The 17202-nt window shown below is 68.8% G+C and carries 15 protein-coding genes; 8 read left to right on the plus strand and 7 right to left on the minus strand.

Going from position 1 to position 17202, the window contains the following annotated elements; translation table 11 throughout:
* Nucleotides 1–7: 7 nt before the first annotated feature.
* A complete protein-coding gene (locus GLP40_RS18950; RefSeq protein ID WP_154789247.1) occupies nucleotides 8–1399 on the minus strand; it encodes a sensor histidine kinase in 1392 nt (463 codons plus the stop codon).
* Between the two features lie 92 nt (nucleotides 1400–1491).
* Here GLP40_RS18950 and GLP40_RS18955 point away from each other — a divergent pair, with 92 nt between their 5' ends.
* The 3 genes from GLP40_RS18955 (at nucleotide 1492) to GLP40_RS18965 (ending at nucleotide 3856) form a co-directional block, all read left to right on the plus strand.
* Nucleotides 1492–1899 (plus strand): DUF4190 domain-containing protein, encoded by a 408-nt coding sequence (locus GLP40_RS18955; RefSeq protein WP_154789248.1) that lies wholly within the window; start codon nucleotides 1492–1494, stop codon nucleotides 1897–1899.
* Nucleotides 1900–1917: 18 nt separating this feature from the next.
* Nucleotides 1918–2601, plus strand: a complete 684-nt coding sequence (locus GLP40_RS18960) for a TrmH family RNA methyltransferase (RefSeq protein ID WP_328290362.1) — start codon at nucleotides 1918–1920, stop codon at nucleotides 2599–2601.
* A gap of 112 nt (nucleotides 2602–2713) precedes the next feature.
* The gene (locus GLP40_RS18965) at nucleotides 2714–3856 is read left to right on the plus strand and encodes a glycoside hydrolase family 76 protein (RefSeq protein WP_154789249.1); all 1143 of its coding nucleotides are present in this window, start codon (nucleotides 2714–2716) and stop codon (nucleotides 3854–3856) included.
* A gap of 4 nt (nucleotides 3857–3860) precedes the next feature.
* Here the strand turns inward: GLP40_RS18965 and GLP40_RS18970 are convergent, their stop codons facing one another.
* Both GLP40_RS18970 and GLP40_RS18975 read right to left on the minus strand, forming a co-directional pair.
* Nucleotides 3861–4568, minus strand: coding sequence for a DedA family protein (locus GLP40_RS18970; protein ID WP_328290363.1), 708 nt, complete (start codon nucleotides 4566–4568; stop codon nucleotides 3861–3863).
* Between the two features lie 8 nt (nucleotides 4569–4576).
* Nucleotides 4577–5230: a DedA family protein gene (locus GLP40_RS18975; protein WP_154789398.1), complete on the minus strand. Its 654-nt coding sequence runs from the start codon at nucleotides 5228–5230 to the stop codon at nucleotides 4577–4579.
* A gap of 350 nt (nucleotides 5231–5580) precedes the next feature.
* On the opposite strand from GLP40_RS18975, the gene fbaA reads away from it, so the two are divergent.
* From fbaA to GLP40_RS18990, 3 genes are all read left to right on the plus strand, one after another.
* Nucleotides 5581–6618, plus strand: a complete 1038-nt coding sequence (gene fbaA, locus GLP40_RS18980; RefSeq protein ID WP_328290364.1) for a class II fructose-bisphosphate aldolase — start codon at nucleotides 5581–5583, stop codon at nucleotides 6616–6618.
* Between the two features lie 90 nt (nucleotides 6619–6708).
* Nucleotides 6709–7827, plus strand: a complete 1119-nt coding sequence (locus GLP40_RS18985) for a BTAD domain-containing putative transcriptional regulator (protein ID WP_154789250.1) — start codon at nucleotides 6709–6711, stop codon at nucleotides 7825–7827.
* Between the two features lie 176 nt (nucleotides 7828–8003).
* Complete coding sequence (locus GLP40_RS18990) at nucleotides 8004–9497, plus strand: DUF4185 domain-containing protein (RefSeq protein WP_154789251.1); 1494 nt, start codon at nucleotides 8004–8006, stop codon at nucleotides 9495–9497.
* A gap of 176 nt (nucleotides 9498–9673) precedes the next feature.
* On the opposite strand, the gene GLP40_RS18995 is transcribed toward GLP40_RS18990, so the two are convergent.
* Complete coding sequence (locus tag GLP40_RS18995) at nucleotides 9674–10723, minus strand: fused (3R)-hydroxyacyl-ACP dehydratase subunits HadA/HadB (RefSeq protein ID WP_154789252.1); 1050 nt, start codon at nucleotides 10721–10723, stop codon at nucleotides 9674–9676.
* Between the two features lie 240 nt (nucleotides 10724–10963).
* Nucleotides 10964–13528, minus strand: coding sequence for an Rv0361 family membrane protein (locus GLP40_RS19000; protein WP_154789253.1), 2565 nt, complete (start codon nucleotides 13526–13528; stop codon nucleotides 10964–10966).
* 84 nt (nucleotides 13529–13612) lie between these two features.
* Here GLP40_RS19000 and GLP40_RS19005 point away from each other — a divergent pair, with 84 nt between their 5' ends.
* Nucleotides 13613–14056 (plus strand): DUF3151 domain-containing protein, encoded by a 444-nt coding sequence (locus GLP40_RS19005; protein ID WP_154789254.1) that lies wholly within the window; start codon nucleotides 13613–13615, stop codon nucleotides 14054–14056.
* 1 nt (nucleotide 14057) lies between these two features.
* Nucleotides 14058–15209 (plus strand): FUSC family protein, encoded by a 1152-nt coding sequence (locus GLP40_RS19010; RefSeq protein WP_230329696.1) that lies wholly within the window; start codon nucleotides 14058–14060, stop codon nucleotides 15207–15209.
* 266 nt (nucleotides 15210–15475) lie between these two features.
* On the opposite strand, the gene GLP40_RS19015 is transcribed toward GLP40_RS19010, so the two are convergent.
* Both GLP40_RS19015 and GLP40_RS19020 read right to left on the minus strand, forming a co-directional pair.
* The gene (locus tag GLP40_RS19015; protein ID WP_328290365.1) at nucleotides 15476–16258 is read right to left on the minus strand and encodes a site-2 protease family protein; all 783 of its coding nucleotides are present in this window, start codon (nucleotides 16256–16258) and stop codon (nucleotides 15476–15478) included.
* Nucleotides 16259–16315: 57 nt separating this feature from the next.
* Nucleotides 16316–16975 (minus strand): hypothetical protein, encoded by a 660-nt coding sequence (locus tag GLP40_RS19020; protein ID WP_154789255.1) that lies wholly within the window; start codon nucleotides 16973–16975, stop codon nucleotides 16316–16318.
* Nucleotides 16976–17202 lie beyond the last annotated feature (227 nt).

Raw genomic sequence — 17202 nt, forward strand, 5'->3', positions numbered from 1 at the left:
CCCTCGATCATCGCGGCCCCGCGATCGGCAGCACCAGCGTGACCACCGTCGGCCCGCCGATCGGGCTGTCCACCGTCAGCGCGCCGTCCACCGCCCGCGCCCGTTGCGCCAGCCCCGAAAGCCCGCCCACCACAACGGCTTCACCGCGGTCCTCGGCCGGTTGCAGCGCGCCGCCCTGACCATTGTCGCGGACGCTGACCGACAGCGAATCCGTGCCCGCGGGCAGCACCGCCACCCAGATCCGGTTGGCGGCAGAGTGTTTCACCACATTGGTGAGCAGCTCCGCCACCGAGAAATAGGCGATGGCCTCGATGGCCGGGCTCGGCCGCACCGGCAGCAGCACCCGCGACTCCACCGGCAGCGCACAACGGGCGGCCAGCGTCTCCAGCGCCGGTTCCAGGCCGAGTTCCAGGGCGGGCGGGTGGATGCCGCGCACCAGTTCCCGCAGTTCGGTCAGCGCCTCCTTGGATCCCGTGCGGGCCTGGGCGATCAGGTCACCGGCGTCGCCGCCCGCCGCGATCCGCTCCTCGGCGCGGCCCAGCATCATGGCGATGCTGACCAGCCGCGCCTGGGTGCCATCGTGCAGGTCGCGTTCCAGACGGCGCAGGGTGGCGGCGGCATCGTCGACCGCGGCCTTGCGGCTCTGCTGCAGTTCGGCCAGTCGGCGGTCGCGGGCCGTCGGGGCGAGCAACCCGAAGGAGAGCGCGCGATGCAGGAAGCACACGCCGCGGATCACCCACGGCAGCAGCAAGCAGCCCAGCACGCCGAGCGCCCCGAAACCGAGCGTGCGCGGCCAGGTGTCGAGGTAGAACTCGTTGATCTGGATCATCGAATGGTGCGGCACGCCTTGCTCGTCCACATTGACCGGATTCGCCACCGCCCACAGGACGGGTGACAGCGCCACGAATCCCGACAGGGCGACGGCCACCAGTACGCCGTAGCCGACCACTACGCCCAGCAGACCCTCGAGGACCAGGAACAGCAGCGCCCGCCACGCGGTCCGGTCGGTGAAGGCGCTGCGCAGCCACCCGATCGGCCCGGGCCGGAACGCGAACGGCGGCGGCTCGGGCAGGTCCGCGTCCAGCAGTACCACGCCCAGTACACGATAGATCCGGCCCCACACCCGCCCGCCCAGAATCGCGGCCGCCAGCACCGGAATACCGACCACGAACAGCGAGAGACACAGACTGCCACCGATGGCCAGGAACAGATAGGCCGCGGCCAGGCATCCCAGCCCGAAAACGATGATCAGATAGGCGAATTCCTTCCAGGTGCGCGCCGTGAACGGTGTCACCAGGAAGGCCCGCAGGACCGTCCGTGGCGATGGGCCCCGGCCCGGATCCGGTTGCGGCGCGGGCGGATCGAGCACGATGGTGGGTAGGGCAGCCGTATCGCTCATGGATCCATGGTCTCGGTCGCCGATGCGCCGGGGCGATGGGGCAGCCCAGAAGATGTTCGGTGTAGCCAGCACCACCACCTAGCATTCTGCCCATGACCTACGACGCGCCCCCGCCGGGCTGGGATCCGCAGTCCCAGGGCTATGAACAGCAGCCGGGCTACTACCAGCAGCCCGGCTACAACCCGGGCTACCCGCCGCAGGCCCCCGGCTATTACCCGCAGGGCTACTACGGCGCGCCGCCACCGGATCATCCGCAGGCCGTCGTGGTCCTCATCCTCGGCATCATGAGCCTGATGTTCTGCCAGCTGCTGGGACCGGTGGCCTGGGTCATGGGCGGCAAGGCGCGCCGGGAGATCAGCCAGTCCAACGGCATGATCGGCGGCAGCGGCATGGTGACGGCCGGTTGGATCTGCGGCATCGTCGCCACCGCGATGATGGTCCTGGTGGTCGGGTTCATCGTGTTCGCCATCATCGTGGGCGCGGTCGGCTCCTCACACTAGGCAACTACCATCGCCCAGGTGAGTTCCGCTCCGACAGCCGATCAAGCGCATACCCCCGGTCCGACCGAATGGGGTGAGCATCCGCACGGCGTCGGACCGTGGCGCGAGGAGTTCGGCACCGAGCCGCCGGACGATCCGCGCCTGGATCCGGATCTGCTCGACCAAGGCGACCGGCGCAATGTGGTGGATGCCTACCGGTATTGGCGGCGCGAGGCCATCGTCGCCGATATCGACAGCCGCCGGCATCCCTTCCACGTGGCCATCGAGAACTTCGGCCACGACGCCAATATCGGCACCGTGGTGCGCACGGCCAATGCCTTCGCGGCGGCGGCCGTGCACATTGTCGGGCGCAAGCGGTGGAATCGCCGCGGCGCCATGGTCACCGACCGCTACCAGCACATTCACCACCACGCCGACACCGACGAGCTGCTGCGCTTCGCCGAGACGGAGGGGCTGACGGTGGTGGCTGTGGACAATGTCCCCGGCTCGGTGCCGCTGGAGACCGCGACGCTGCCGCGCGATTGCCTGCTGCTCTTCGGCCAGGAGGGCCCGGGCGTCACCGAGGCCGCGAAAAAGGGTGCGCTGCTGACCGTTTCGATCGCGCAGTTCGGCTCGACCCGCAGCATCAACGCGGGCGTCGCCGCGGGCATCGCCATGCATGCCTGGATTCGGCAGCATGCCGACCTCGCCACCGCCTGGTAGGCCGGCTCCCTCTTGACGCCGGTGTCCCCGCTGCCGTCGGGCAGCGTGGACGCGGGATCGAGAGGTAACAAATCAGCCACGGGCGCGGTGCCCGGCTGGCACGATAAGTGCTATGACTTCGCGGACGGGACGCAATACCGAGCCGACCGCTGCCCTCTGGTCGGAGCGAGCCGACCTGGCGGAATCCGCGATTCTCTCGCGTCACCTGCGCAAATTGTGGGGCGTGCCCGGCACCCAGCTCGGGGTGGTCGGCTGGCCGACCACCAAGCGCGAGCGCACCTTCGCCTTCTGGCACTACTGGTGGCAGGCCCACCTGATCGACTGCGTGGTCGACGCCGCCAATCGCGCGCCCACCCCGGCGCGGCAGCGTCGGCTGTGGTCCATCCCCCACGCCATGCGGCTCCGCAATATCACCGGCTGGACCAACAACTACTACGACGACATGGCTTGGCTGACAGTCTCTTTGGAGCGGGCCGAGCGCACCCAGGGGGTGGCCGAGGTGCGTGGGGCGCTGCTCGTTCTGGAGAAGGCGCTGGTCAACGGTTTCGACCCGGAGTTCGGCGCGGTCCCGTGGCGCAAGGGCTCCGACTTCTACAACGCCCCCGCCAATGGCCCGGTGGGCATCGCCATGGCCCGGCTGGGCCGCTACCAGCTGGCACAGGAACTGGCCGACTTCCTCGACGCCAACCTGCGCGACAAAGAGACCGGTCTCATCTTCGATGGCATCCACCTACCCTCCGGTGAGGTGGAGAAGCCCGTCTACAGCTACTGCCAGGGCGTGGCGCTGGGCCTGGAAACCGAGCTCGCGGTGCACACCGGCGAACCCCGGCACGCCGAGCGCGCGGTCCGGCTGGTGGACGCGGTCGAGGAGCACATGACCTCCGGCGGCGTAGTGGTCGGCGACGGCGGCGGGGACGGCGGCCTGTTCAATGGCATCCTCGTCCGCTACCTGGCGCTGACCGCCCTCATGCTGCCGGGCGACGAGCCCGATCACGTCACCGCGCGCCGCAAGTCCGCCGCCATCGTGCGGGCCTCAGCGACCGCCGCCTGGGAGCATCGCCTGGATGTGGAGGGCGAGCCGCTGTTCGGCGCGGATTGGCGTCAGCCCGCGCGACTTCCGGGCGTCGCGGGAGCCGGTGGTTTCGTGGGCGGGTCGGTGAGCGCCTCGCGCAGCCCGGAACGCGATCTGTCGGTGCAGCTTTCGGGCTGGAAGCTGATGGAGGCCGCGCACACGGTCACGGCCGCCGGGCTGTGACCGATCAGGCGCGGTGCTGCCGGGGGATCGGCACCGTCGCCGCCTCCTCCATGTCGAGGTCGAAATCCTCGGCGGGGCGCGCCATTTCGACGCGGTACTGCCGCACGCCCAGGAGGGTGCCGAGCACCAACCCGACCACCAGGGTTCCGATGACCGCGGGCATGAGCCAGGACATGCTCTCCAGGAAGCTGCCCGCGTAATAGCTGGAAAGCAGGATCACCGGCGCCCAGATGACCGCGCCGACGGTCGAGGCGATGGTGTATTTGCGGTGGTCCATCCCCGCCGCCCCCGCGACCAGTGGACACAGCGTGCGCACCCACGGAATCCAGCGGGCGACCAGCACCGCCATGAACCCGTGTTTGTGCAGCATGTCGGACACCCGCGCGAGATTGCGGGTGTTGATGTATTTGCCGTTCTTGCGCGCGACCAGATGGTGTCCGGCGCGGTGGCCGAAGACGTACCCCACCTGGTTGCCGGCGATGGCCGCGATCATGGTTCCGACCGACAGCGCCCACACCTGCCCCTCGCCGACCTGGGAGGCCAGCACCACACCGGCGGTGATGAGCATCGAGTCACCGGGCAGGAACAGCCCGATGATGAGCGCACACTCCAGGAACACGAAGGTGAGAACAACGGTCCAGACCAGTACCGGGCCGGCTGTCTCGAGCGGACCGAAGCCGCCGGAAGCGAGGGTTAGCGGGGTGTGCGACACCGAAGGGCTCAGTGGGTCGGCTCGTTCGTCGAGGTGGCGTACTCGACCTGCTGCGGGGCCTGGCCGCGGTGCAGCAGGTTCTTCGCGACCGTGATGATGCCCGGCAGGATGGACACGAACACGATCAGCAGGAAGATCGCCTCGACGTTCTTGCGAATGAATTCGACATTGCCCAGGAAGTAACCGAGCACGGTGACGCCACCGCCCCACAGCACCGCGCCGATGATGTCGACGGTGGCGAACTTGCGGTAGTCCATCTTCGACACACCGGCCAGCACCGGCATGAAGGTGCGCACGATGGGCACGAAGCGGGCCAGGACGATGGTCTTCGGGCCGTGCTTCTCGAAGAAGGCGTGGGTCTCGGTGATGTAGCGCTGCTTGAAGAACCGCGTGTCTTCCTTCTTGAACAGCGCCGGGCCGATGGTGCGGCCGATCCAGTAGCCACTCTGGTCGCCCAGCCAGGCCACGAACGCGGTGGCCGGGACCAGCCACCAGATGTTCATTCCGGCCGGCGGGTGGGCCTGGGCCGCCAGCAGACCGCCAGTGAACAGCAGCGAGTCGCCGGGGAGGATCGGGAACAGCAGGCCGGTCTCGATGAAGACGATCACCAGGATTGCCGGGAGCACCGCATGGGACAGCCAGGTCTCCGTGAGGAGGTGCATGGGATCCAAGATCGCGGGCAAGGCGGCGTTGGTCGTCACGGCATCGGATACGGCCAGCAAGGTCACGGCCACCACAGTACCGGTAGCCGTGACATCACACCGAGCTGAGCTGAATTTGCCTCCGCTCCGCTCCGGCGGATTCGCGGCCACGGCGCAGGTCCATGGAGCCGTTCGCTCCCCCGCTCCAAGGAGGAGGCAGCCTGTCGAGCCGCGGTCCAGAACGAACGCTCCGCTCGGGCCGCGAATCCTCCAGCGCTGCCTCGAGCCCGGAGGCGTCGGGTTTTGGTCCTGTTCTAGGGTGTCAGCTGACAGAATTATGTCGTACGCACCACACACAAACGGAGGTCACTGTGCCCATCGCGACTCCGGAGATCTACGCCGAGATGATTGCTCGGGCCAAGCAGAACTCCTTCGCGTTCCCCGCCATCAACTGCACCTCGTCGGAGACGATCAACGCGGCCATCAAGGGCTTCGCGGATGCGGGCAGTGACGGCATCATCCAATTCTCCACCGGCGGTGCGGAATTCGGTTCCGGCCTGGGTGTGAAGGACATGGTGACCGGCGCGGTCGCGCTGGCCGAGTTCGCGAATGTGGTTGCGGCCCGCTACGACGTCACCATCGCGCTGCACACCGACCACTGCCCGAAGGACAAGCTGGACACCTTCGTGCGCCCGCTGCTGGCCATCTCGGCCGAGCGCGTGAAGAACGGCCTGAATCCGCTGTTCCAGTCGCACATGTGGGACGGCTCGGCGATTCCGATCGACGAGAACCTGGAGATCGCCAAGGAGCTGCTGAAGCAGGCGCACGCGGCGAACATCATCCTCGAGGTCGAGATCGGCGTCGTCGGTGGTGAAGAGGACGGTGTCGAGGCCGAGATCAACGAGAAGCTCTACACCTCCCCCGAGGACTTCGAGAAGACCGTCGACGCGCTGGGCGCGGGCGAGAACGGCAAGTACCTGCTGGCCGCCACCTTCGGCAACGTGCACGGCGTCTACAAGCCGGGCAATGTGAAGCTGCGTCCCGAGGTGCTGGCCGAGGGCCAGCGGGTGGCCGCCGCCAAGCTGGGCCTGGGCGCGGACGCGCAGCCGTTCGACTTCGTCTTCCACGGCGGCTCGGGCTCGCTGAAGTCGGAGATCGAGGACTCGCTGCGTTATGGCGTGGTGAAGATGAACGTCGACACCGATACTCAGTACGCCTTCACCCGCCCGGTGGCCGGCCACATGTTCGCCAACTACGACGGCGTCCTGAAGGTCGACGGCGAGGTCGGCAACAAGAAGGTCTACGACCCGCGCAGCTACCTCAAGAAGGCCGAGACTTCGATGGCCGCGCGCGTCGTCGAAGCCTGCAACGACCTGAACTCGGCGGGACGCTCGATCAGCGCCAAGTAAGCTCAACGCTCGGGATTCCGCGCGGACACGCGGAATCCCGGGCAATTTTGAAGCGGCGGGCGCGCCGCGGTCTCTATCGAGGCAGGTGGCATGACTGTCGATGTACGGGTCCTGGGCCCCGTGCAGCTGTTGGTCGCGGGCCGGTCCGTGCCGGTCGGCGGCCCCAAGCCGCGTGCGCTGCTGGCGGCACTGACCGTGAACCGGCGGCGGGCGGTTTCCTCACAGGCACTGGCCGATATCGTGTGGAACGACGATCCGCCGGACTCCTATCAGGCCAGTCTGCAGGTGTTCGTCTCGAACATTCGCAAGACCCTGCGCACCGCCGGGGTCGACCCGGTGGCGCTGCTGCGCACCGAATCCTCGGGCTATCGGCTGGAAATCGAGGACGACGAGTGTGATCTCGGGCGTTTCGAGACGCTGCGCCGCGAGGGCTCGGAGGCCGCCTCGATCGGCGACCCCACCGCCGCGTCGCGACTCTTCGGTGCGGCGCTGGCGGAATGGAGCGGCCGGGCCCTGGACGATCTGTCCGGCCTGGGTTTCGCGGAGAGTTTCGCGACCGCCATGGACGAGGAGCGGCTGCTGGTCGCCTCCGCCCGCATCGACTCCGAAATCGCTTTGGGCCGCGCCTCTTCCGTGGTCGGTGAACTGGTGTCGATGACCAATGCGCATCCGCTGCGGGAACCGCTGTGGGCGCAGCTCATCACCGCGCTCTACCTGTCCGGCCGCCAGGCCGACGCGCTCGACGCCTGCCGGCGGGTGCGCACCGTGCTCGCCGAGGAGCTCGGCATCGATCCCGGTCCGGCGCTCATCGCGCTGGAGCACAAGGTGCTGCGCCAGGAACCGTTGAGCACCGGGCAGATTCACGAGGTCGAGCGCATGGCCAAGGCCATGACCGAGACCGTCACCGAGATGCCGCGCGCGGTCCGCGCCGGGCAGCTGCGCCTGTCCGACGGGCGGGTGGTGCCGATCGGCGCCAGCGGCATGAAGATCGGCCGCATGACCGACAACGATCTGGTCCTCGACGACCCCAAGGCCAGCCGGTACCACGCCCAGATCACGCCGAGCCGCGCCGGCCTGCTCATCAAGGACCTGCACTCCGCCAACGGCATCTACATCAACGAGCAGTCCATCGAATCCGCCGCCGTCCTGGCGGACGGGGACGCCATCCGCATCGGCACCACCGTGCTCACCTTCCAGGCCTTGCGCTGACCGGCTGCCGTATTACGCTGCCGCGCCGTCGATTTCGGTTCGGCGTGCGGATGCGGTAGGGGCCCGGGTCTCGATTCGGTGGAGATCGGGTGAGTGCCGGTGGTTCGCCGGGCCCCGGGGGTAGGGTCTGTGCCCGGATGTGTCCGGAGAGCTGGATTATCGAGAGGGTTGAGTGAATGGCCAAGCGGCTCCTGGCAGCTGCGGGGGCGGTGATCTTCGGAGCGGGCGTTCTGGTCGGAGCGGACGGGCCGGTCGCCGTCGCCGATCCGGATCCCGGTGCGGCACCGGCCGTTCCCGGCATCGGGCCCTGCGCCTCCGACGCCAAGCCGCAGCACGAGTCGGTGATTCCCAAGACCGTCGAGATGCCCGTGGTCTACCCGGTCATCACGGTCGACACCGGACCGCTGCCGGAGAAGACCGAGCGCGTGCGGATGGAGCTGCCGTCGGATCCGTGCGTGAACCCCTGCCCGGACCTCACCGACACGCCCGCCCCGCCGCCCAGCCTGGCCGAACAGCTCGGCCTGCCCACACTGATCCTGCGTCCGCAGCCGTTCAATTTCGCCTTCCCCAATCCGAATCCGCAGCCGCTGCCGCCCGGGCCCGACCCGGCGCACCCGCCGATCGAGGCCGCCGCGCAGGTGCCTGCCCGGCCGACGCCGCAGGTCTCCGATGTGCGCGAGGTGTCCAAGCTGACCGGTGCGAACTCGGTCAACCGCACGGACAAGCGCTGGCAGGTGCAGGGCACCGACCTGGGGATCATGTGGCAGAGCGCGCCCGACGAGATCGCCATCGCCTTCGGTGACACCGTCGGCCGCGACTTCCATCCGCCGGGCGGCATGGGTGAGGACTGGCGCTCGAATCTGCTGGCCTTCAGTAAGAACCGGGATCTGGCCAACGGTGTCGTCTTCGACCGCATGGTCACCGACGATCGCTGCCACGCCGCGGAAATACTGAGCAGCCGCAAGATGGACAATATCGAGATCACCACCATTCCGACCTCTGGCTTCGCCCTCGGGGACCGGCAGTACATGAGCTACATGTCGATCCGCACCTGGAACAGCGGTCCCGGCACCTGGTACACCAACTACGGCGGCATCGCCTACTCCGACGACCACGGTGAGCACTGGACCAAGGACCCGTACGCCAAGTGGGAGAACATCTTCGGACTCTCCAATTTCCAGGTGACGTCGATGGTGCCGCAAGGGGACTGGGTGTACATGTTCGGCATCCCCAACTCGCGGCTCGGCGGAGTGGGCCTGGCCCGGGTGCCCAAGGAACAGGTCCTCAACCCGACCGCCTACCAGTACTGGAACAGCGGCGCATGGCTGCCCGCGGAGAACGGATTGGTCACCGCCACACCGATTGTCGACGCGCCCGCCGGTGAGCTGTCGGTGCGCTACGACGAAAACCGCAAGGTGTGGCAGATGAGTTATCTGGACACGGCCAAGGCGGCTCTGGTTGTGCGGGAATCGGATTCACCGCAGGGCGTGTGGTCCGACAGTGCGGTCACGGTAAGCGCACTGCAATTCCCGGAGCTGTACGGCGGTTTCATCCACCCGTGGTCGACCGGCAACGACCTGTACTTCACCATGTCGACCTGGAGCGACTACAACGTCTACCTGATGCACGCCACGCTGGATCGCCTCCCCGAGACTTCAGTGCCCGGCTGAGAGCCGTTCACCATCGCGCACGCGGTGCCGGCGGCCGGGTGCGGGACCAAACTTGGGTGTCTACCGAGGAGTTACCCCCAACGTAGTGAAATCGGTTGTCACGTAGGGAGGAAGGAACGAGGACGGTAGTCGACTTCGACGGGCCGCGATGCGGCCCGTCGTTTCGAGGTGTCCGATCAGGACAGCCGAACCTCGGCGATGGCGCGGCCGAACAGCTTCTTGCCCTCCGACGTCGCGCCCAGCACGACGGTGGCCGCGCCCCGGGCGGCGTCGACCGACTTCACCTTGCCGGTGAACTCGATGATGGTCGGGGCGGTCGGCTCGACCGGTACGAAGCCGGAGAAGCGGACGCTGAACTTGCCCAGCGCCGACGGGTCGCCCAGCCAGTCCACCAGGTAGCCCGCGGTCAGGCCCATGGTGAGCATGCCGTGCGCCACCACGGTGGGCAGGCCGACCAGGGTGGCGGCGGTGTCGCTGAAGTGGATGGGGTTCGGGTCGCCGGAGACGCCGGCGTAGTTGACCAGGTCGCCGCGAGTGACCGGCACGCTGGCGGCGGGCAGCTCGGTGCCGGCGGTCACGGTGGCGGCGGTGGGGATGGTGTGGACCGGTTGCGGCGCGGCGGGCGCGGCCGGGTCGGCGACCTCCTCGGGGGCCAGCAGCACCAGACCGGTCGGGTCGCCGTCGAATTCGCCGGGTTGCACGACATGGCCGTGCATGACAACGCCCGACACCGTCTCGACCATGGCCGGATCGATCTCGACGCCCTTGCGGGCCACGATGGTGGTGGTGGAGACCAGCACCGGCAGTACGTCGGCGTCGGTGAGGGTGACCTTGACGGTGATGAAGTCGTTGTCGCCGAAGCTGCGGATGTTCTCGACCACCACATCCACGCCGAGGCGGTCCTCGGCCAGGATCGGGCGGTAGTACTCGAAGACCTGGTCGGTCTGCAGGATCTGGGAGACGTCGTACTCGGTGAGCACGGACCCGATCAGCGAGCGGGTGGTGGCCGCGCCGATCACCGACGCGAAGGTCGGCGAGGCGAGCAGGCCACCGTAGCCGAGCCCGGCGGCGTCGTCCTCGCGGTGGTGAGCGGGGTGTTCGTTGCGCACGGCACGCGCGAACTCGCGGATCTTCTCGCGGCCGACGTCGTAGTGATCACGGACACGGAAGTGCCGTCCGACCAGTTCGGCCGCGGTGGCCTCAGTGGCCTCTGCCGTTTCCGGCATGGTGTTCAGCTCCCTGCAAATCGAAACCCGGTGGGCCCGCACCACTTCTGTCGGACACTGCCCTGGACTTCTGTCCGAGAATGCCCTGGACGGCGTACAACCGCTGAAGTGCCGGAACGCCGAAATGGCTGGCCCAGACAATCCGGCACACTCTACCCACGTGCCGGACTGTTGACCAGGTCTTTGTGATGTTCATCGCGACCGGGGCCCCGACTGCTTCAGGGCAATTTCGGGAATGGGTCAGTGCCCGTTCTGCGGGTCACACACCTTCCACGAACCACCCTCGTTGCGCAGATCGAAGGTGCGCGCCGACGTCTTCGACGGATCCGCCGCGGTGTAGACGGTCGCCTGCGCCAGCGCGGTGTCGCCGGTGATCTGGATGGCGTCGACGCTCTTCACCTGCGGAATGCTCTTCTGGTCCTGGGACGTCTTGTAGACGCTCGCGAACTGGTCGGCCGAGATCTTCTGGTAGAAGTCGTGCTGCGCACCGCAGGTCACGGCCCGCAGGGCGGCCAGGTTCCCGGCATTGAGCGCGTCCGTGTACGACGTGATCGTCTTCTGCACCAAGGCTTCCGGCGAAGTGTCGTTATTGTGCTTCACCACTGCGAACACCACACCGACGATCGCGATCACCGCGATCACGGCCGCTGCGACGATGATCCACAGCTTCTTCGATCCACCGGCCGCCTTCGCCGTCCCATCGGACGCCTCCGCGGCCGCCGGAACCCGCTGCGGCTGCGCCAAGGTGCGCGATCCATCCCCTTGAACGCCCTGTCCCCCAGCCTGTCCCGGCCCGCCCTGCGGTGCACCCGGCCCCTGCTGCGCATTGGGGGCCTGCGGTCCGCCCGGTCCCTGCGGTGCGCCGGGACCCTGCTGCGCATTGGGGGCCTGCGGTGCGCCGGGACCCTGCGGCCCACGTGGCCCTTGCGGCGGCGCGCCCGCCCCGACCCGCTGCGGCGGAGCAATGCGCGGGCCGCCGATCGGCTGCCCCGGCGTGGTCGGCTGCATATCCGCCGGCGACGGTGCGGTAGCCGGTCGCCGCGGCCCCATCGGCGGCCGCGGCGGTGAGGGCCGAGTCTCCTCGACCGGCGCGTCCTGTGCCGGCGCACCCCCGCGCGGTCCCACATTCCGCGGCCCCGCGTTGACCCGAGGCGTCTGGGGCGGCTTACTGACCGCCCGCCCCTGCGGTCCCGAAACCCGAATCTTCTCCGTGCCCTGCTCACCCGAAACAATCGGCAAAGCAGTGGTGGCGGCATCCGCCGGATTCGGAACCTTCTTGATCACAACGGTTTCCGCGTCCCCGCCACGTGCGGACCCGCCATCCTGCGCACCCGAGCCCGCCCCGGGTCCGCCCGGCGCCGCGGTCTCCTCGCCGCCGTCCTTCGCGGCACCGTCCTTCGCAGCGCCGCCCCGCTGCCCCGAATCCTCTTGTGCTGCACCCTTGTTCCCAGCACCCTGCCGACCGCTCGAATCGCCGCCGTCACGCGGTGACTGCTGCATCCCCTGGGTCGGGACATCCTCCGGCGCGGGTTTCTCCGATGCTGCGCCCTCGGCCTGTACCGAACCGCCCTCCGCGGCGTCGCCACCGGCAGCCGCCGCACCACCCGCGCCGCGGCCAGCCTGTCCGGAATCCGAAGGCGTGGAACCGGATTGACCCGCCCCGCCCGATTTCCCGGCCCGGTCCGGCCGCTGAATCGGGATCAACTGGGTCGTCGCGTCCGCCGGCGCGTCACCACCGGCAGTGTTCTTCTCCCCACCCGGCCGTTGAATCGGAATGAACTGGGTAGGAGCATCAGCGGGGGACGCGGCCCCCGGCCCCGGACCGCCCGTGGGCTGACCGCCGCCCGCGTTCGGCCGCGCACCCGAGCCCCGAACTCCGTCCGATCCAGCCGCCGCCGGTCCACCGGGCGGTTGTGCGCCGCCCGCGGCCGCGGACTGTCCACCGGATCCGGTCTGCCCATCGCCGCCGGGCCGTTCACCCGCCGAGTTCTGTGGTGTGGGCGCGTTCGCGCTCTGGCGTGCCGTCGAACCGGCGGGTGCGCCGGCCGCGCCAGCGGTCGGGGATGCACCGGGCCGCTGTCCGCCGCCCACAGCGGGCTGTTGTCCGCCGGGTGCGGTGTGTCCAGTGCCGGTGGGTCGTTCGCCCGCGGTGTTCTGTGGCGTGGGCGTGTTCGTGCCCTGTCGTTCTGTCGAACCGGCGGTTCCAGCGGTGGGGGATGTGCCGGGCTGTTGTCCGCCGGGTGCGGTGTGTCCAGTGCCGGTGGGTCGTTCGCCTGCGGTGTTCTGTGGCGTGGGCGCGTTCGTGCCCCGGCGTTCGGCCGGTCCGCCGGTCGCCGAGGATCCAGCGGAGGGCTGTCCGCCGGGCGCGTTCTGCCGAGCGGGTGCGCCGGGGGCCGGGTTGCCGGAGGTCGAGGTCGGTCCCGCCGCGGATCCGGGGGCCGACGGCTGTCCGCCGGGGGTGCTCTGCGGCACGAATGCCCCCGAGCCCTGGCGGGCGGCGGCCGGTGGTTGGCCACCGGGTGTGCGCTGCCGTCCGGCGACCTTGGGCGCTTCGTAATGGATGGTGGCGAAACCGGCCGGTCCGGACTTGGGTGCGCCAGTGCGGATCTCCTCGGTGCGGGAGTTGGCGGAGGGGATCGCTTCGGTGGCGGCGGTCGGCGGCGCGTCGTCGGTGGCGGCATCGCTCGATGCGCCCGGCTGCGGGGCGGACTGGTCGGTCGGAGCCTTGGGGGTGGCGGTGTCCTGGGCGCCGGGGGCAGGGTCGGCAGGACCCTGCGGCTGCTGGTCGTCTTTCGGGTCGGACACGCGGCTACACCCCTCGGATCGGCGAAACTGTGATTCGACGGTCAGCCTACTGAGCATTCCGGGCGGCGGTGCAGAATGATCGGCATGACCTCCTTCGGCGATCTACTCGGACCGCAGCCGGTCCTTCTCCCGGAAAACATCGACGCGGAGGACGCGCTGCTCCAGAAACAGGACCCGGTGCAGGTCGCCGCGGCGCATCCGTCGGCCTCCATCGCCTGGGCCCATCTGGCCGAAGCGGCCCTGGAGCGTGGCGAAGCCGCCGAGGGCCAGATCAACCACGACATCATCGCCGCCTACGCCTTCGCCCGCACCGGCTATCACCGCGGCCTGGACCTGTTGCGCCGCAATGGCTGGAAGGGGTTCGGCCCGGTGCCGTGGAGCCATGAGCCCAACCGGGGCTTCCTGCGCAGCGTCGGCGCGCTCGCCAGGGCGGCCCGCGCCATCGGCGAGACCGAGGAGTACGCGCGCTGCCTGGACCTGCTCGAGGACTGCGACCCGCGCGCCGCGGCCGAACTCGGCCTGGACTGAATTGAGCGACGGCCTGGGCGAAACCATCGACGCTGCCCGGGAGAGCGGCGTCACCCGCCTGCGCAGGGCCGCTGCGCGGGTCCGATCGTCCCTGCTGCCGATCGTGCAGTGTGCGATCGGCGCGGGCGTGGCCTGGCTCATCGCCCACAATGTGATCGGGCACGAGCATCCGTTCTTCGCGCCCATAGCCGCCATGATCTCCATCGGTCTGTCGTTCGGCGCCCGACTACGCCGCTCGATCGAACTGATCGTCGGCGTGGCCGTCGGCATCGGCATCGGCGACCTGTTCGTCACCCGGGTGGGCACCGGCGGCTGGCAGATCGTGCTGCTGGTGGTGATCGCCATGTGCACGGCCGTGTTTCTCGACGGCGGACCGGTCATCACCATGCAGGCGGCCAGCTCCGCGGTGCTGGTGGCCACGCTCTACCCGCCCGGCAATGGCGCTGCGGCCCTGCGCATGATCGACGCCCTGGTGGGCGGTCTGGTCGGCATCGTGGTGGTGGCGGCGATCCCGCTGCATCCGGTGCGTCGTGCCCGGGAGCAGGCTGCCGGGATTCTCGACGTGATGGGCAAGGCACTCACCGACTGCGCGGACGGCCTGCTCGAGCAGGATGCCGAGAAGATCAAGAAGGCCCTCGAGACCGCGCGCGGCACCCAGGGCGCGATCGACGCCATGCGCAACACCCTCGAGGGCAGCAAGGAGATCATGCGGATCTCCCCGCTGTACTGGAACTCTCGCGCCCGCCTGCAACGCCTGCGCGAGGCCGCGGACCCGCTCGACAACGCGGTCCGCAATACCCGCGTGCTGCTGCGCCGCGCCCTCACCTCGGTGCGCGACGACGAGGTGCTGAATCCGGGTCTCATCGCGGAGGTCGAAAAGCTCGGGCGGGCGGTGGATGTGGTGCGCCGCATGATGCTCGCCGATCCGGACGAGAAGCCCGATCCCGCCGAGGCGACCCGTGTGCTGAGGTCGGTCGGCAAGGGCGCGACCAAGGATCTGGTGGCCGGCGCGGGCCTGTCCGCACATGTGGTCTTCGCCCAATTGCGTTCCATCGTGGTGGATCTCATGCAGGTGTGCGGGGTGCGCCGGCTGTCCGCCATGGCGCTGCTGCCCCCGACGGTCGCGCATCCCTACGTCACGCCGATCGACTGATCCGCGGGTGCGCCCGCCCGAACTGCGGGTATGTCCGATTCAGCAGCGGGTACCTGCTCTTGAACTTCGGGTAGTGCGATACTCGCGTCGAACCGTGTGTGCCCCTCTACCGTTCGTATCAGACCGGACTCGCGAGGGGTAATCCGGTTCCCGGAGTCGCGGAGACGGTGGCGACGGTACCTCCGGACCGCTGTCGCTGCGATTGGGCCGCCCGGTTACCGGGTCGTCCGGGCGGCCCGTCCGATCCGCTCGCGGCCGAATATTCGTCAGAGCCAGAAGCGCGTCAGCGAGCTGCCCGCCGACCACCAGCCACCCGGCAGCCCGGACAGCTCGAACAGCGCGTTGACCCCGTCGAAGAAGGCCCGGTTGAGTTCCGGCGTGAACAGCAGCGCGAACAGGATCAGGATGCCGAACGGCTTGATCTGATCCAGCGACCGCCGCGTCTGATAGCTCAGCGACGGCTCCGCAATCCCGTATCCGTCGGTGCCCGGAATCGGGATGAGATTGAGCACCGTCGCCGTAATCTGCAGGAACGCAAGATAACTGAGCCCGAACCAGAACGCCGCGTGCGAATGTGTGCTGCCGTAGAACCGCACGATCATCAGCAGCACGATGGCGCACAGCGCGTTCACCGCGGGCCCCGCCCCGCTCAGAATCCGCTGGATCCGCGGGCTGAAATTGTGGGAGTGCACGTACACCGCGCCACCCGGCAGTGCGAACCCGCCGAGCGCGATGAAGACCACCGGCAGCGCGATCGACAGCAGCGGATGGCTGTACTTGAGCGGATTCAGCGTCAGATACCCGCGTATCTCGACTTCCCGATCCCCGGCCCGCCACGCCACATACGCGTGCGCGAACTCGTGCAGGCAGATCGACACGATCCAGCCCGCGACCACCAGGATGAAGACGCCGAATTGTGCTTGCCGCGAACCGTAGTCGGCGTCCCAGGCCAGGACCCCGCCCACTACCGTGATCACCACCACGAGCAGGAACACCGGACTGGGCCGGACCGCTCCGAACGCCCGTCCCACCGTGCGCGGGTAATTCACCTCATACTCCCAACTGGTCGGCTCGTCCGGACCGCCGATTCCCATTCTGGGGGCGAATCAGCGAACCAGCAGCCAAGGCTCGTGGTGTCGATAGAACGTGGAGCGCTTCACCACCCGATCGGTGGTGATCCCGTCACGGGTGACGATGGCGCCGCTGGTGCCCAATTGCATTGCGCGGCCCTCGATCCAGCGCTTCTTGCGCAGGCCGCGCTGCACGCTGGCGTGCAGGCCGGGCATCTCCAGCATGGGCGAAACATGCAGTGCCGCGATCTTTCCGGTGAACAGCCGGGTGTCGTCGACGTACGCCTCGCCCTCGAGTTTCGCGCCCGCCTCGCCGACGATGGTGGCGCGGCCGACGAGCACCTTGCCGGTGTCGTCGCGAATCAGCGGAGTCTCGGTGGCCTTGCCCTCCAGGGCGCGCTTGGCGGCGGCGGAGCCGGTGCCGGTCTCGTAGGCGCGGGAGCCGTAGGTGCGATCGATGGGCACATAGCCGATTTCGACGCCGAGACGTTCGGTGCGCATGAGATGCGTGAGGACCGCGGCCAACCCGGCGTCCTCACCGAGGACGATGAGCCTGGGCAGGCTGTCGGCGGCCATCACGGGGAGCAGTTCGTCCAGGTCGCTGGTATCGGGAATGGCCGAGGTCTGGGTCAGGGGCAGGGATGCCAGCGCGATGGGTACGGGCGCGCCGTCGCAGCGGAGAACATGGGTACTCAACTGCCGAACACCCTCCTCTGGCTTACCAACACCTATCCGCCTCGCTGCGTCTCCGATGGGCCCCTGCCGGTCCCTCTCCCCGTGCCACCATAGCCCTGTCTCATTTGCCGCGCTGTCCTCACTGTGCTGTCTGATTCGCCCTACGCTTCGCTGCGGGCGATTCGCGGCCGAGGCGAGGGTTCATCGAGCCGGAAGCTCGATCCTCCACTCCTCCAAGGAAGGTCTGC

The organism is Nocardia aurantiaca (genome assembly GCF_009708175.1).
Classification (GTDB): Bacteria; Actinomycetota; Actinomycetes; order Mycobacteriales; family Mycobacteriaceae; genus Nocardia; species Nocardia aurantiaca.